This is a genomic window from Mesorhizobium sp. M0968 (assembly GCF_040319065.1).
Taxonomy (GTDB): Bacteria; Pseudomonadota; Alphaproteobacteria; order Rhizobiales; family Rhizobiaceae; genus Mesorhizobium.
This window is the reverse complement of sequence record NZ_JAMYNL010000002.1, coordinates 125,277-139,343: the sequence shown is the minus strand read 5'-3', so window position 1 is coordinate 139,343 and position 14,067 is coordinate 125,277. Positions and strand designations below refer to the sequence as shown.

Sequence of the window (14,067 nt, the reverse complement as noted above, 5' to 3'; positions counted from 1 at the left end):
TCAGTTTTGCGGCAGCGCAATCAACGCGACATCGCCTGTTCAAGCGCCCTGAAAACCCGGTCGTCTCCCGATTGGGCGACGTTGAAGCGCATGTAACGGCTGGCCGACCGGGACAGGCTGAACGCATTGCCGGGCGCGAGCACGACGTTGGCCGACAGGGCATGGCGGGCGACATCCGCGGCATCTATCCCCTCCGGCAGCCTGCACCACAGAAACATGCCGGCCGGCTGATCTATCCATGGCACGATGCCGATCGCCCTCAGGCGGGTGCTGGTTTCCTCCATTGCGCGCGAAAGCCGCGCGCGCAGCAGGTCCACGTGCTTGCGATAGAGGCCATCCTTCAGCAGCGTCAGTACCAGTTCGGATGCAAGCCGACCGCTGCCGAACGACGTGGCGATCTTGAGATCGGTCAATCCTTCCATCCAGTCGCGAGGAGCGGCGATGAAGCCGCAGCGCACCGATGCCGACAGCGTCTTGGAAAAGCTTCCGATGTGGATGACCCGGCTGAGGCCGTCGAAGGCAGCCAGCCGGGGCGCGGGCGTGTGTTCGAAATCGGCGAAGATATCGTCCTCGATGATGGTCAGCCCTGACTGGTCGGCGAGCTTCAGCACCCGATGGGCAACGACCGGGGACAATATGGCGCCGGTCGGATTGTGGAGCGCCGAATTGGTGATGTAGAGGCGCGGCCGATGCTCGTTCAGTGCCTGCGCGAACAGCTCGATGTCCGGACCCGAGCGCGTGTAGGGGACGCTGATCACCTTGGCCCGATGGGCGCGCAACAGGGCATGGAAGTTGAAGTAGCAGGGATCGTCGACCAACACCGTGTCACCCGGTTCGAGCAGGAACCGGCACAGCAGGTCGATCGCCTGAGTGCCCGATTCCGCCAGCATGATCTGGTCCGGGGAGGCTTCGATACCGTGCTCGGCCATGCGCCGCGCCAGCAGATGGCGTAGCGCCGGCAAGCCGAGCGGCGTGCCGTAATCGGTCAGCGCTGCGTCGTCGGCGCGGGCCATCGTCCGCAGCGCGCGACGCAATCCGGCCTCGGGCATCCATGACGCCGGCAACCAGCCGCAACCCGGTTTCAGGACGCCGTCGCCGGCTTCCAGCGATTGGCGCGAGACCCAGAGCGGGTCGACAGCACGGTCAAGCCTGGGGCCGATCTCGGCCAGTGACAGCGGAGCCAGCGGTCCGGCGGCATAGAAACCCGAGCCTGGCCGCGAGCGGATCATGCCTTCCGCCGCCAGACGCTCATAGGCTTCGACCACGGTGGATTTGGAAACCTGCATGGCCTTGGCGAACGCCCGGATCGAAGGCAGCCGCGTTCCCGGTGTGAGGCTGCGCGCGGCGATCCTGTGCCTGATCGTCGCCATGACGCTTTCGACAAGCGTTCGGCTGCGCTCATCTGTTGTCGTCTGCTCATCCATCCGTACTGCTCGCCCTACCATAACGGTTTTGTCAAACTGTACCTGATTGTCTCTGGCGGAGCCATACGCCCGGCCCGATAGAGGGCGAAATCAGCGGGGCATCAATGAACAAGGCGGCGAGTCGTTGGGCGGCGAGTAGTTGGGCGGCGAGTGGCTGGGTTAACGGGTTCATAGGCGTGCTGATCTTCAGCGGTTCGCTTCCGGCGACGCGCGTGGCGGTGATGGATTTCGATCCGGTGTTCGTAACGGTCGCCCGTGCGGCTTCGGCGGGCATCCTCGGCCTGGCGCTGCTGCTCATTTTTCGTCAGAAGCGTCCGGAGCGGCGAGATCTGTTCCCGCTGGCGATCGTGGCGCTTGGCGTCGTGGTCGGCTTTCCCCTGCTGACGGCGCTGGCGCTCAAGCACATCACGTCGGCTCACTCCATCATTTTCGTCGGCCTGTTGCCGTTGGCGACCGCGATCTTCGGTGTGGTTCGAGGCGGTGATCGCCCGAAGCCGGCGTTCTGGCTGTTCTCGTGCCTCGGCAGCGCCCTTGTTGCCGGTTTCGCAGTCACCCAAGGCCTGTCGGTCTCGCCGCTCGGCGACATCTTGATGCTGGCCGCCATGATCGTGTGTGGATTGGGCTATGCCGAAGGAGCGGCGCTGTCGCGCAAACTCGGCGGTTGGCAGGTGATTTCGTGGGCGCTGGTGCTGTCGCTGCCCCTCATGCTGGCGCTGACGTTCATCACTTTGCCGCCGTCGCTCGAAAGTGCCGGCAGGGGCGCCTGGATCGGCTTGGCCTATGTTTCGCTGTTCAGCATGCTGATCGGTTTCGTGTTCTGGTATCGCGGCCTGGCGCAAGGCGGCATCGCCGCCGTCGGGCAGTTGCAACTGCTGCAGCCCTTCTTCGGCCTCGGGCTGGCGGCAGCGCTGCTGCATGAGCAGGTCAGTCCCGCCATGATCGCCGTCGCCGCCGCCGTCGTACTTTGCGTCGTCGGTGCCAACAGATATGCGAGATAGGTGCGCCAGTTGCCGGAGTTGCATGCGAACCGGGTGGAAACCCTCAAGGATGCTTGGCAACGATATCAGTTCGCCCGGCCGTGGCGCGGGCTGAAAATACCGCAAGGATCAGCGCCATCAGCACCAGGCCCGTCGCCACCTGGAAAGTGACCTGCATCCCTCGTGCCGCTGCCGCAGGTGCCAACACTGCCAAGCCAGTGCCTTCCCCAGCCGATGCGAAGGCGAACACCGCGCCCATCACCGACGCACCGGTGATCAGGCCGAGATTGCGCGACAGATTGAGCAGGCCGGAGACGACGCCACGCTGGTCGGATGCGACGCCCGTCATCACGGCCGAATTGTTGGAGGTCTGAAACAGGCTGTAGCCGGTGCAGACGATGATGATTGGCAAGACATAGCCGGCAATACCGAATTCCGCCCGCGACAGAGCAAAGGTGCCAATAGCGAGATCGAACAGGCCGACGATCATCATCCGGTTCGCCCCGAAACGATCGACCAGGCGTCCGGCCGGCAGCGCCGCCAATGCGGTAATCAGAGGGCCGGTCGACAGAACCAGCCCGACCATGGCCGCGTCTAGCCCAAGCGCGCGCGACAGATAGAATGGTGCGACCACCAGCGTCGCCATCATCACCGTGGCGACGATCAGGTTCATGGCGAGGCTTGCGTTCAACGCCTGGTCGCGGAACCTCGCAGGCTGGATCAAAGGGTTCTGGACCCTTGTCTGCGCAATGACAAACAGCAGGCCAGCCACGGTGGCGGCAATCAGCAAGCCGACATTGAGAGAACCAAAACTGCCACGCCCAAGGGTCATGGCGAGCGCATAGGCGGCTAGCGTCAGCGCGAGCAAAGCCGTGCCGATCCCGTCGAAACCGCGCCGACCTGGCGTCTTTTTTCCGGCCGGCAGGAAGCGCCAGGCAAGCGCAAAGGCCAGCATCCCCAATGGCAGATTGATGAGGAAGATCGCGCGCCAGCCGAGGCCGGCGATCAACAGTCCGCCAAGCGAGGGGCCAAGCGTGGTGCCGATCGCCGACATGGCGCCGAGCAGGCCCATGGCGCTGCCGGTTTTATCCCGGGGAACCGTGTCGGCGACAAAGGCCAGCGTCAGAGCCATCATAATGGCCGCGCCGAGCCCCTGTGCCGCCCGAGCGGCAATCAGCAGCCAGAGCGTCGGCGCGAGCCCGCAAAGCACCGATGCAAACGTGAACAGGGCAATGCCGCCGAGCAACAGCGGTCGGCGGCCGAATACGTCGGCGAGCCGCCCGACGCTGACGATCAAGGTAGTAATGGCGAGCAGATAGGCCAGGACGACCCATTGCACGAGCTGGAACGATGCGCCGAATGCCTGCATCAGCGATGGCAGCCCGACGCTGGCGATGCTGGTGGCGAGCGACGACAGCAGCGTTGAAAGCGACAGGCTTGCCAATGCCCATCGGGTCGAGCGTGCGCCGCTCACCGGGGCAACTTCGTCCCAGATCTTTTCAGCGGTCGATGCCAAGGTGAACTCCTTTGCCGGCAGCCCCCAATCGGAGCTGTCGGACGCTATTCCCTCGCATGATGTGGCGGAAGGCGCAGTATTTGCATCTTATTCGTGCATGAAACGCCACATCGCGGCCGAGCTGTGCTACGGTCCTTCCATGTCGTCACCCGATCTCAATCTGCTTGTCGCCCTCGATGTGCTGCTGAGCGAGGGCAGTGTGGCGCGCGCGGCCGGGCGGCTGCGCCTCAGTCCCTCGGCGATGAGCCGGACGTTGGCGCGGTTGCGCCAGGCGACAGGCGACCCATTGTTGGTCCGGGCCGGCCGTGGCCTGGTTGCGACGCCGCGCGCGCTCGAATTGCAGCAACAGGTAGGCCGCGTCGTTCAGGATGCGGAAGCGCTGCTGCGCCCGGCCAAGCTCCTCGACCTCTCTGCTCTCGACAAGGTCTTCACGCTGCGCGCCAACGAAAGTTTCGTCGAGGAGTTCGCACCGCGTCTTCTGACCCGTGTCGAAGCGGATGCACCTGGCGTGCGGCTGCGTTTTGCGCCGAAATCCGACAAGAACGACATGTCGTTGCGTGACGCGGCGGTTGACCTCGAAATCGGGGTTGCCAGTGAAACGAACCCTGAAATGCGCATTCAGGCGCTGTTTCGCGACCGCTTCATCGGTGCGGTGCGAACGGGTCACAGCCTGGGCGAGGGCCCAATGACGCCGGAACGCTATGCGGCCGGCCGCCACATCAGCGTTTCGCGGCGTGGCCGCGAAAAGGGCCCGATCGACGAGGCCTTGAAACTGCTCGGTCTCCAGCGGACGATCGTGTGCATGGTTTCCAGCTTCTCGGCCACGCTCGCCATGGCGCGCGCCTCCGATCTGATCGCCAGCGTCCCCGAACGGCACACGCTGGGCGCGCGCACGGGCATGTACAGCTTCCCGTTGCCGGTCGATATCGAGGAGGTCACCATTTCGATGCTGTGGCATCCGCGACTCGATGCCGATCCAGCACAACGCTGGCTGCGAGCCTGCGTGCGGGAGGTCTGCGCGTCGTTTCGCTGATCCAGGCTCAGGGCGTGATCTAGAATCTGGTCACCACGCCGATGCCTATGCCTTCGAAGCCGCCCATCGCCATCAATGCGGCCGGCGCCTCTTCGAGGCTGATCTTCTTGCCGACCAGCAGTTCGGGTTTCAGCTTGCCGGTACGGATCATCTCCATCATCGCCTGGTAGCGGAACGCCTGCATGCCGTGGCTGCCGCGGATTTCGAGCTCGAATGCGATCACCTTGTCCATCGGTATCTGCGGCCTGGCATGGTCGCCGAGCATCAGGCCGACCTGCACGTGGCGGCCGCGACGGCGCAGGTTCGCGATCGAGTTGAAAGAGGTTGTGGGGTGGCCGAGCGCGTCCATCGACATATGCGCGCCGCCATTGGTGATCTGCTTGACCGCCTTGACCACGTTCGGCGTCTTTGCCGCGTTGATCGTCGCCACCGCGCCGATCTTTTTGGCAAAGTCCAGCTTCTCGTCCGTGAGGTCGATGGCGACGACATTGGCGCCCATGGCGCTGGCGATCATGATCGCCGACAGGCCGACGCCGCCGCAGCCATGCACGGCCACCCATTCGCCGGGCGTCACCCGGCCCTGATCGACGATGGCGCGGAACGAGGTGACGAAGCGGCAGCCGAGGCTGGCGGCGGTGGCGAATTCCATCTCGTCGGGCAAGCGTACGAGATTGGTGTCGGCATGGTCGATGGCGACATATTCGGCGAACGAACCCCAGGCGCTGAAGCCGGGCTGGAACTGATGTTCGCAGACCTGGTGGTTGCCCGAGGTGCATTCGAAGCAGCGGCCGCAGCCGACGGCAAACGGCACAGTGACGCGCTCGCCGCCCTTCCAGCGGGTCACCTGGTTGCCCACCGCGGCCACGACGCCGGCAAGCTCGTGGCCAGGCACATGCGGCAGGCGGATACCGTCGTCGTGCCCCATCCAGCCATGCCAGTCGCTGCGGCAGAGGCCGGTGGCCTCAACCTTGATGACGACGCCTTCCGGGGCCGGCGTCGGATCCGGCACGGTCTGGATCGTCGGCGCCTCGCCGAATTTTTCGAAGACGACGGCTTTCATCGGCTGTTCCTCATGACTTCTGCGATTTGCGGTCTATTCGGCATCGATCTGGTTCTCAGGCGCGGCCTTCTGGAACGCCGGCAGCGCCGTGCAGGCGGCATTGATGCGCGAGATTGTCGGGTAGGGCGTCATGTCGACGCCGAAGCGGGCATTGCTGGTGACCTGTGCGACCAGGCAGATGTCGGCCAGCCCCGGCGTGTCGCCATGGCAGAATGTCTTGGTCTCGGGCGAGGAAGCCAGAATCTTTTCAAGCGGCTGGAAGCCTTCGTTGACCCAGTGCCGGAACCAGTTGACGACATCCTGGTCGCCGGCGCCGAACAGTGTGCGCAGCGAGGTCAGCACGCGCAGATTGTTCACCGGATGGATGTCGCAGGCGATCATCTGCGCCAGCATCCTGACGCGGGCGCGGCCAGGCGCATCCGTGGGCAGCAGCGGTGGCTCAGGCGTGGTCTCGTCGAGATATTCGATGATCGCCAGCGATTGCGTCAGTAGCCTGCCGTCGTCCAGGACCAGTGCCGGCACCAGCCCTTGCGGATTGACCGCGAGGTAGGCGGGTTCGAGATGCTCGCCGTGGCGCAAATGATGCGGCACGTAGTCGTAGGACAGGCCCTTCATCTCCAGCGCGATCCGCACCCGGTAAGAGGTCGAGGAGCGGTAGTAGTTATGGAGGACGATGTCGCTCATCGGATCGGTTGGCCGATGGTCAGTTCGATTTCGCCGATGCCGTCGACGCCACCGGTGATCTTTTCGCCCGGCCCGACGGCGCCGACGCCAGCCGGTGTTCCGGTGAAGATCAGGTCGCCGGGCTTAAGCTCTAGCGCCTCGCTGCAAATCGAGACGATGTCGGGAACCGGCCAGATCAGTTCGGCGAGGTCGCCGTCCTGCCTGATCTCGCCGTCGACCGCGAGCCAGATGCGGCCCTTGTCGGGATGACCGGATTTTTGCGCCGGAACCAGCGGGCCGCAGGGCGCTGAACGGTCGAAGGCTTTCGACCAGTCCCACGGCCTTGCCGCCTTTTTTGCCTCGTCCTGAAGGTCGCGGCGAGTCAGGTCGACGCCGACGCCGTAGCCCCAGACATGGTCCAGCGCGCGCTCGCGCCGGATGCGGAAGCCGGCTCCGCCGATCGCGACGACCAGCTCGATTTCGTGATGCAGGTTTTGGGTCAGCGGCGGGTAGGGGATAATCGTGCCCGAACCGACCGCCGCATCGACCACTGCGTCGCCTGGCTTGGTGAAGAAGAAGGGCGGGTCGCGCTCGTCATTGCCGAGCTCGCGGGCATGAGCGGCGTAGTTGCGGCCGACGCAGAAGATCCGGCGCACGGCAAAACGCTCCGGCGAGCCGGCCACGGCCACCGACGGGGTTGCGGGCAGGGGAAGGACGAAGTCTGTCATGCACTGTCTCAGTTCAGTGGATATGTCGCCGGCACATTCGGCCGATTTGGGCAAACGGGCAAGGCATTGGATGGCGGAAGAGCAGGCCTGCCGCACGGTGCCGCGGAAATCACCGGTACATTTTGCTCTGCCGGCCAAGATGGAGATGTACCATTTGCCGTTAGGCTGGCCATGGCGCGCAGCGCCTGCCGCCAACGCCTGAGACTGTCGACCGTTTCGGGGAACGGACGTGACAGCCCCCTTTCGGTCCGCCCCCGTACTTCGGGCGTGTCGTTATCTCGCACTTGCACAAAGCTCTGGTGCGCTGCAATATAGCTGGAGGAATGCGGCCTCCAGCCCGCCTTTCGCAGGTTCAATGAAGGGACCGGCATGACGGACATCTCCGCGACGCGTCTTGTCGTGTCCAGGCCTGTCGCCGATAGCTCGGCAAGAACCAGGCTTGCCTATCTCGACGGCTGGCGCGGCCTGTCGATCGCGCTGGTGCTGATCGGCCATTTCTTCCCCGTTCCCGGCATCAATCTCGGCGTCCTGGGCGTCGAATTCTTCTTCGTGCTCAGCGGCCGGCTGATGGCCGAGATCCTGTTTGTCGAATACTATCCGCTGAAGAAATTCTTCAAGCGCCGGTTCTCCCGCATCTACCCGGCACTGCTGATTTTTGTCGTCGCCGCGATGGTTGCCCTGTCCGGCACATTCATCGCCTTCAAGTGGAAGGCGGCGCTGACGGCGCTGACGTTCACCTACAACTATGCCGGAATTCTCGTCACCCGCGCCGGCGCGCTCGACCATATCTGGTCGCTCTGCGTCGAAGAGCACGCCTATATCATCCTGGCGCTGATCAGCGTCGTCGTCTCGGGGCGGTCCCGGGTCATCATGTTGCTCGGTGCATTGTCGGTGCTGGCCATGGCAAACGGCGCCATCTCCTACTGGGTGCTCGCAATAGGCTACGAGGGCACCTATTGGCGCACCGACGTGCACATCGCCTCGATCCTGCTGTCGGCGGTGATATGCCTGCTCAAGGCCGACGACAGGCTGCCGGCGCTGTTCAAGGGGCCGCATGTCGCCCTGGCGGCCTCAGTACTGGCTGTGCTCCTTTTCATGGCTGCCGTGCCAACCCCGATCCACTATCTGGTCGCGGTGCCGCTGCTGGCACTCGCCGTCAATTCGCTCGACTTCGGCAGCCGGTATCTGACCGGGTTTCTATCGTCCCTGCCGATGACGATGCTGGGGCTGTGGTCGTATTCGCTCTATCTTTGGCAGCAGCCCTTTTATCAATTCGTCGACATAAAAGGCAGTTCGCCGTGGTTGATGCTTGCGGCGGCGTTCGCTTGCGCGCTGTGCAGCTACTACATCATCGAAAAGCCGGCCCGCTCCTGGCTGAACCGCAATTGGTAGGGCGTACGGCGCCCGCCGTTCAGCCGGCGATCCGTCTTGCATAATACCGCACGGCTTTCCTGCCGCCGTGGATTACCGCGTCGCCCACTTCCGCAAAGCCGAGTGCGGCATGGAAGGCGTCCGAAGCCGGATTGGGTGGCTCGGCATTGACTTCGCAGGTGACGATCGCCTGGCCCGCGCGTGACGCCTGCTCGAACAGATCCTCGTACAGCCGGCGGGCATGGCCGCGCCCGCGCGCTGCGGCGGCGACCACGACGCGATCGACATAGACGAACCGCGGGTAACGCTGGCGAAACCACAGGAAGTTCGGGCTGTCGTAGCTGGCGTCCTGGTCGAAGGTCATGATGAAGGCTTCGAGCGTACCGATGCGGCGCGTGTAAAACGCTTCGGCGAGCAGGAAGGACAGGCGCTCGGGTTCGAGCCACGACAATTCGGCGGCATGCTCGTTGTTGAGCGCGAGGATTGCGGACTCATCACGCGGCGAAACCCGTTCGATCGGCAAACGCACTTCGATCATGTTGTTCGATCTTCCAGGATCACAGCCGGGCGGCTGCGATGGTCGCCGCCACCAGCGCCTCGTCGGTCACGGTGTTGCGGTATTCGCGGTCGAGGTCGGTGCCGCCCATGCCGACTTTCGGGTTGCGGTAACGCATGGCACTCGGCACGTCCTTGAGCGCGGCGAAGTGCATTTCGCTCAACCCGGTTTTCCTCCGCACCTTGCCGATGTTCTCGGGATCAAGCCCGCCGCAGCCGAGGATGATGATGCGGTCGCCGGCCTGCCTGACAAGATCGGCGAGCAGGTCAGCGCCCTCGAGCGCCGTGTCGCGCTGGCCGCTGGTCAGCACGCGGCCGACCTTGCAGCGGATCAGCGCTTCCAGCGCCTCTGTCGGATCGCGGGTCATGTCGAAGGCGCGGTGGCAGGTGACGTTCAAGTTTCCCGCCGCCTTAACCAATTCGCTCATGCGCTGTTCGTCGATGGTGCCGTCGGCAGTGAGGCAACCGACGACGACACCGGCGACGCCGAGCTCGGCAAGCGCGCCGACATCGGCGAGCATCGAACGATATTCGGCTTCGCCATAGAGAAAATCGCCGCCGCGCGGCCGCACGATGACGTGGAAGGGGATCGTCGCCAGCTCGAGCGCCGTGCGCACCGTGCCGAAGCTCGGTGTGATGCCGCCCTCGATCAGGCTGGCACAGAGCTCGACACGGTCGGCGCCTGCGGCTTGCGCGGCCAGCAGGCCGTCTATGCCTTCGACGCAGATCTCGATCAGCGGCAGGCGAGGGCGTTCGGTCTCGATCATAGGCGATCCGTCGATGATTTCAGCTGCCCAGCGGTAGCATCGGGCATGGTGCGATGAAAGCCGGAACTGTTGGCTCAACACGCGACAGGGCGGCCGGCGGTGCTCCAATTTTGCCGCTTGACATATCCATAACCGTTCAGCTATATGTCGATTCATAGCTAGCGAGTTATTGATTGATTAACAGCACAGCCGACCGAAAGCTAAATGTGCGGCCGGCAGAAACACGCCTAAGGAGACCACCATGCAAGCACGGTTGAAAAACCCGGTGATGCTCATTCCCGGCGCCTTGCAGGCACTGCTCGCGCTGGACAAGTCGACGGAGACGGCCGACCTGTCCTATGTGACGCGCAAGCTCGTCCATTTACGCGCCAGCCAGATCAACGGATGCAGCCTCTGCGTCGATATGCATGCGCGCGAATTGAAGAAGGCCGGCGAGAAGGACGAGCGCATCTTTGCCGTGTCCGCATGGCGGGAGACACCCTACTTCACCGACGCCGAACGCGCCGCGCTGGCACTGACCGAGGCGGCAACCCGGTTGGCCGATCGGCCGGATCCGGTGCCGGATGCAGTCTGGGACGAGGTCGCCCGGCACTATGACGAAAAGGCGCTTGCCGCCCTGGTCGTCCAGATTGCCCTGATCAACGCATTCAACCGGCTCAACGCAACCACCAGGCAGATTGTCGGCGCCTGGGGCTGAACGGGGCCGGGTTCTCGAAAAGCCACTTCAGATCCGCAGCTTGTACGAATTCGCGCGGACGAAGTCGATGAAGGCCCGCAGCTTCGGCGGTACCAGGCGGCGGCTCGGATAATAGAGGTGGAGCGGCTCGTAAGCGGGACAGAAAGGCTCCAGCACCTTGACCAGCGCGCCTGAGGCGAGAAGCGGCGCGGCGAGGCCCTCGACGGCGAAGGCGAGGCCCAGCCCTTGCGCGGCGGCGGTAATGCACAGCGGAAGTGTGTTCACGACCAGACATGCGTCCGGCGTGAATGCGACTTCGCGTCCATCCACGGTGAACTCCCAGGGCGAAATCGCGCGGGTGCGGGTGAGGGCGAATGCGATGCAGCGATGGGCGGCGAGGTCGGCCGGCCGCTTCGGTGTGCCGTTGCGCGCCAGATAATCGGGGCTACCCACCACGACCATCTGCAGTGGCCCGCCCAGACGCGCGCCGATCATGTCTTTCTCGAGAAGCTCGCCGATGCGCAGGCCGGCGTCGAAGCCATCGGCGGCGATATCGACGAAGCTGTCGTCGAAAATCAGACTAAGCCGCACTTCGGGATAAGCATCCATGAACGGCCGCATCAGCGGCTCGATCAGCAGCGGAGCGGCGATCCACGGCAGGCTGAGGCGCAGCGTGCCGGCGGGACGATCGCGGCTGTCGCGCAGAGCCGCACCAGCCGCCCAGATATCTTCGGCTGCCGGACGCACATGGTCGAGGTAGTGGGCGCCAGCCTCGGTCAAGCCAACGCTGCGGGTCGTGCGGTTGAGCAGCCGCACCCCCAGACGCTGCTCGAGCCCCTTGACCGCCTCGCTCAACGAGGCCGGAGCGACGCCGAGCTCGGCGGCGGCGCGGGTGAAGCTCCTGGCCTCGGCGACTTTCACGAAGGCGACGATGCCGCTGAACTGGTCGAGGCGCATTGTAAGGATTTTCCAAATAGCCCTGTCGAACTCTACTGGTTTTTCCGGCGAACAAAAAGCCTCATGTTGGGCTCGACGAACGGGCTCGCTGTTGCGTGGCTCGAACAGGCAGGGAGAAAGGACCGATGAACAGGCTCGCTTCGCTCGCCGCCGGCGCTCTTCTGGCGGCGTCTGCCGCCCCGGCGCACGGCGGTCCGCTGGAAGACCGCAACATCCAGCTCGTCAAGGACTATTACGCAGCTTACGCGACCGGCAATCCCGAGGCCGTCCGGTCCTTCCTTGCGCCCGACATCGTGTGGCGCATTCCCGGCCATCATCCGCTCGCCGGCGACAAGCGCGGGCCGGACGAGGTGGTCGCCTTCTTCCGCGGCCTGGCCGATGGCAAATTCAAGGCCGGGCCGATCTTCTTCCAGGCGCAGGGCGACCTCGTCGTCGACGTCCATCGCGGCTGGTCGAATGTCGGCTCAGGTCCCGAGATCGACCAGCTCTACGCGCTGATGTTTCGCATCCAGGACGGCAAGATCGCCGAGGCACAGAATTTTTTGACCGACATGTACCAGTCGGACGCCTTCTACTGGGCGCATTACCCGCTGAAGCCGCTGCCCGGCCGACTGGCTGGCCAGCGCTGAGACGGCGGTCTTTCTCGCAACGCGCAGCGCTTCTCACTCCAAGCCAAAGGAGACTTGCGATGCTTAAAACCCTGACACTTGCCGTAGCAACCACCGCCGCGCTCGCCGCCTCCAATGCCGTCGCCGCACCGCGCGTCGAGCGCGTCACATTCTCCTCGCATGGTGAGCAGCTTGTCGGCGAGCTCTATTTGCCAGAGGATCTGGACGCGGCAAAACCTCGGCCGGCGCTGGTCGTGACCGGCGCCTGGATGACGGTGAAGGAACAGATGCCGGCCCGCTACGCCCGCGAGATGGCCGATCGCGGCTTCGTCGCCTTGACCTTCGATTTTCGCGGCTGGGGCGAAAGCGGCGGCATGCGCCGCCAGTACGAGGATCCTAACGCCAAGATCGCCGACATCGAAGCGGCGGTCGCCTATCTCGCGACCCGGCCCGAGACCGATCAGGACCGCATCGGCGGGCTCGGCATTTGCGCCAGCTCCGGCTATATGGTCACCGCCGCGGCAGGAAACGCCGCGATCAAGTCGGTCGCCCTCGTTGCGCCCTGGTTGCAGGATGCCGAAGTGGTCGAGCAGACCTATGGCGGCAACGACGGCGTCGCCAGGCTTGAAGCCGCCGGCGATGCGGCCGAGACCGAGTATCGCCGCACCGGCAAGCAAACGTTCTTGCCGGCCGCGAGCCTGACCGACGAGCGCGCGGTCATGTTCAAGGTGCCTTACTACACCGAGCCCGATCGCGGCATGCTCCCGGCCTGGCGCAACGAGGCCGATCCGGCGTTCTGGCGCGGCTGGTTGGGGTTCGATGCGATCCGGGCGGCTCCGCGCCTGAACCAGCCTTTTCTGATGGTGCACAGCGAGGCGGCTGCCATTCCGCAGGGTGCGCACAAGTTTTACGCGCGGCTGACCAGCTCCAGGCGGGAGCTGTGGCTCGACAACGTCACCCAGTTCGATTTCTACGACCGTGCCGCGCCGGTGAAGGCGGCGAGCGATGCCGTCGCCGCGCATTTCCGCGCAACGCTGGGCGGTGCGGGGGAGGCGGGACAATGAGCCTCGTCACCCGCCGGCATGTCCTGGTCTCGGTGGTTTCCGCTGCGATGATTTCCGCGGTCTCGACGCCCGCCTCGAGCGCATCGGGAGATGCGCTGACGGTCGACGACAGGATCGCTATCGCGGAAGCGATTGCCGGGATTGGCCTCTATGCCGATCTGCGTGAATGGGACCGGGTCAGATCCTATTTCGCGGCCCGTGTCACGACCGACTATACCAGCCTCTTCGGCGGCGAGGTCACGACCAGCGGCCGCGACGCGCTGATCGCCCAATGGCAAGGGCTGCTGCCGGGCTTCGACGCCACCCAGCACCTCATCACCAACATCACTGTCGAGGGCGCGGGCAATGACGCGGTCGCACGCAGCCATGTCCGCGCAGCCCACTGGATCGACGGGCGGTTCTGGACGGTCGGCGGCAGCTATCTCCACCGGCTGGTGCGGACGCCGGAAGGCTGGCGCGTCAAGGCAATCTCCATCCGCCGCTTGTACGAAGAGGGGGATCGCGCCGTGCTGGCCGCCGCTGCCAGCCGGGTAAAGGCGGAGGCCAAATGAGTGTTCGGGTTTGCGCATGCCCAATCGCGCGGCGAGGTTGCTCGGGGCATCGGCAACGTGAATATTGATCGAAATGTCGGGGCAGGCTTGGCGCATGCGGCATTAGTGCCGCCAACC

At 64.6% G+C, this 14,067-nt stretch carries 15 protein-coding genes; 7 read left to right on the top strand and 8 right to left on the bottom strand.

Annotation, left to right across the window (positions count from 1 at the left end; translation table 11 throughout):
• Positions 1–20: 20 nt before the first annotated feature.
• Positions 21–1,424 (bottom strand): aminotransferase-like domain-containing protein, encoded by a 1,404-nt coding sequence (locus tag NKH67_RS03515; RefSeq protein WP_352500895.1) that lies wholly within the window; start codon positions 1,422–1,424, stop codon positions 21–23.
• Between the two features lie 104 nt (positions 1,425–1,528).
• On the opposite strand from NKH67_RS03515, the gene NKH67_RS03510 reads away from it, so the two are divergent.
• A complete protein-coding gene (locus tag NKH67_RS03510) occupies positions 1,529–2,422 on the top strand; it encodes a DMT family transporter (protein ID WP_353030292.1) in 894 nt (297 codons plus the stop codon).
• A gap of 43 nt (positions 2,423–2,465) precedes the next feature.
• Here NKH67_RS03510 and NKH67_RS03505 read toward each other — a convergent pair whose 3' ends face one another.
• Positions 2,466–3,917 (bottom strand): MFS transporter, encoded by a 1,452-nt coding sequence (locus tag NKH67_RS03505; protein WP_502893714.1) that lies wholly within the window; start codon positions 3,915–3,917, stop codon positions 2,466–2,468.
• A gap of 139 nt (positions 3,918–4,056) precedes the next feature.
• Between NKH67_RS03505 and NKH67_RS03500 the strand changes: the two genes are divergently transcribed.
• Positions 4,057–4,950, top strand: a complete 894-nt coding sequence (locus tag NKH67_RS03500; protein ID WP_352501099.1) for a LysR family transcriptional regulator — start codon at positions 4,057–4,059, stop codon at positions 4,948–4,950.
• Between the two features lie 19 nt (positions 4,951–4,969).
• Here the strand turns inward: NKH67_RS03500 and NKH67_RS03495 are convergent, their stop codons facing one another.
• Genes NKH67_RS03495 through NKH67_RS03485 form a run of 3 tightly spaced genes read right to left on the bottom strand, consistent with a single transcriptional unit; the run spans position 4,970 to position 7,401 of the window.
• Positions 4,970–6,010 carry a zinc-dependent alcohol dehydrogenase family protein gene (locus NKH67_RS03495; RefSeq protein ID WP_352500893.1) on the bottom strand — a complete coding sequence of 347 codons (1,041 nt, stop codon included), beginning with the start codon at positions 6,008–6,010 and terminating at the stop codon, positions 4,970–4,972.
• 33 nt (positions 6,011–6,043) lie between these two features.
• Complete coding sequence (gene maiA, locus NKH67_RS03490) at positions 6,044–6,694, bottom strand: maleylacetoacetate isomerase (RefSeq protein ID WP_352500892.1); 651 nt, start codon at positions 6,692–6,694, stop codon at positions 6,044–6,046.
• A complete protein-coding gene (locus NKH67_RS03485) occupies positions 6,691–7,401 on the bottom strand; it encodes a fumarylacetoacetate hydrolase family protein (RefSeq protein ID WP_352470356.1) in 711 nt (236 codons plus the stop codon). The genes maiA and NKH67_RS03485 overlap by 4 nt, the downstream gene beginning before the upstream one ends.
• 369 nt (positions 7,402–7,770) lie before the next feature.
• Between NKH67_RS03485 and NKH67_RS03480 the strand changes: the two genes are divergently transcribed.
• Entirely contained in the window at positions 7,771–8,793 is a 1,023-nt protein-coding gene (locus NKH67_RS03480; RefSeq protein ID WP_352470357.1) for an acyltransferase family protein, read from the top strand.
• A 19-nt stretch (positions 8,794–8,812) separates the two neighbouring features.
• Here NKH67_RS03480 and NKH67_RS03475 read toward each other — a convergent pair whose 3' ends face one another.
• Both NKH67_RS03475 and NKH67_RS03470 read right to left on the bottom strand, forming a co-directional pair.
• Positions 8,813–9,310 (bottom strand): GNAT family N-acetyltransferase, encoded by a 498-nt coding sequence (locus tag NKH67_RS03475; protein ID WP_352470358.1) that lies wholly within the window; start codon positions 9,308–9,310, stop codon positions 8,813–8,815.
• Between the two features lie 19 nt (positions 9,311–9,329).
• A complete protein-coding gene (locus NKH67_RS03470; protein ID WP_352470360.1) occupies positions 9,330–10,094 on the bottom strand; it encodes a copper homeostasis protein CutC in 765 nt (254 codons plus the stop codon).
• Between the two features lie 241 nt (positions 10,095–10,335).
• Between NKH67_RS03470 and NKH67_RS03465 the strand changes: the two genes are divergently transcribed.
• Positions 10,336–10,791, top strand: a complete 456-nt coding sequence (locus tag NKH67_RS03465) for a carboxymuconolactone decarboxylase family protein (RefSeq protein ID WP_352500891.1) — start codon at positions 10,336–10,338, stop codon at positions 10,789–10,791.
• Positions 10,792–10,818: 27 nt separating this feature from the next.
• On the opposite strand, the gene NKH67_RS03460 is transcribed toward NKH67_RS03465, so the two are convergent.
• On the bottom strand, positions 10,819–11,727 hold the full coding sequence (locus tag NKH67_RS03460) for a LysR family transcriptional regulator (protein WP_352500890.1): 909 nt from the start codon (positions 11,725–11,727) through the stop codon (positions 10,819–10,821).
• Between the two features lie 125 nt (positions 11,728–11,852).
• On the opposite strand from NKH67_RS03460, the gene NKH67_RS03455 reads away from it, so the two are divergent.
• Genes NKH67_RS03455 through NKH67_RS03445 form a run of 3 tightly spaced genes read left to right on the top strand, consistent with a single transcriptional unit; the run spans position 11,853 to position 13,950 of the window.
• On the top strand, positions 11,853–12,356 hold the full coding sequence (locus NKH67_RS03455) for a nuclear transport factor 2 family protein (RefSeq protein WP_352500889.1): 504 nt from the start codon (positions 11,853–11,855) through the stop codon (positions 12,354–12,356).
• Between the two features lie 59 nt (positions 12,357–12,415).
• Positions 12,416–13,399: an alpha/beta hydrolase gene (locus NKH67_RS03450; RefSeq protein WP_352500888.1), complete on the top strand. Its 984-nt coding sequence runs from the start codon at positions 12,416–12,418 to the stop codon at positions 13,397–13,399.
• Positions 13,396–13,950: a nuclear transport factor 2 family protein gene (locus NKH67_RS03445; protein ID WP_352500887.1), complete on the top strand. Its 555-nt coding sequence runs from the start codon at positions 13,396–13,398 to the stop codon at positions 13,948–13,950. Before NKH67_RS03450 ends, NKH67_RS03445 begins: the two co-directional genes overlap by 4 nt.
• Positions 13,951–14,067: the final 117 nt, after the last annotated feature.

Excerpts from the sequence above, each read along its gene's own strand:
- NKH67_RS03515 (WP_352500895.1), bottom strand. The coding sequence starts at position 1,424 with ATGGATGAGCAGACGACAACAGATGAGCGCAGCCGAACGCTTGTCGAA.
- NKH67_RS03510 (WP_353030292.1), top strand. The coding sequence starts at position 1,529 with ATGAACAAGGCGGCGAGTCGTTGGGCGGCGAGTAGTTGGGCGGCGAGT.
- NKH67_RS03500 (WP_352501099.1), top strand. The coding sequence starts at position 4,057 with ATGTCGTCACCCGATCTCAATCTGCTTGTCGCCCTCGATGTGCTGCTG.
- NKH67_RS03495 (WP_352500893.1), bottom strand. The coding sequence starts at position 6,010 with ATGAAAGCCGTCGTCTTCGAAAAATTCGGCGAGGCGCCGACGATCCAG.
- maiA (WP_352500892.1), bottom strand. The coding sequence starts at position 6,694 with ATGAGCGACATCGTCCTCCATAACTACTACCGCTCCTCGACCTCTTAC.
- NKH67_RS03485 (WP_352470356.1), bottom strand. The coding sequence starts at position 7,401 with ATGACAGACTTCGTCCTTCCCCTGCCCGCAACCCCGTCGGTGGCCGTG.
- NKH67_RS03480 (WP_352470357.1), top strand. The coding sequence starts at position 7,771 with ATGACGGACATCTCCGCGACGCGTCTTGTCGTGTCCAGGCCTGTCGCC.
- NKH67_RS03475 (WP_352470358.1), bottom strand. The coding sequence starts at position 9,310 with ATGATCGAAGTGCGTTTGCCGATCGAACGGGTTTCGCCGCGTGATGAG.
- NKH67_RS03470 (WP_352470360.1), bottom strand. The coding sequence starts at position 10,094 with ATGATCGAGACCGAACGCCCTCGCCTGCCGCTGATCGAGATCTGCGTC.
- NKH67_RS03465 (WP_352500891.1), top strand. The coding sequence starts at position 10,336 with ATGCAAGCACGGTTGAAAAACCCGGTGATGCTCATTCCCGGCGCCTTG.
- NKH67_RS03460 (WP_352500890.1), bottom strand. The coding sequence starts at position 11,727 with ATGCGCCTCGACCAGTTCAGCGGCATCGTCGCCTTCGTGAAAGTCGCC.
- NKH67_RS03455 (WP_352500889.1), top strand. The coding sequence starts at position 11,853 with ATGAACAGGCTCGCTTCGCTCGCCGCCGGCGCTCTTCTGGCGGCGTCT.
- NKH67_RS03450 (WP_352500888.1), top strand. The coding sequence starts at position 12,416 with ATGCTTAAAACCCTGACACTTGCCGTAGCAACCACCGCCGCGCTCGCC.
- NKH67_RS03445 (WP_352500887.1), top strand. The coding sequence starts at position 13,396 with ATGAGCCTCGTCACCCGCCGGCATGTCCTGGTCTCGGTGGTTTCCGCT.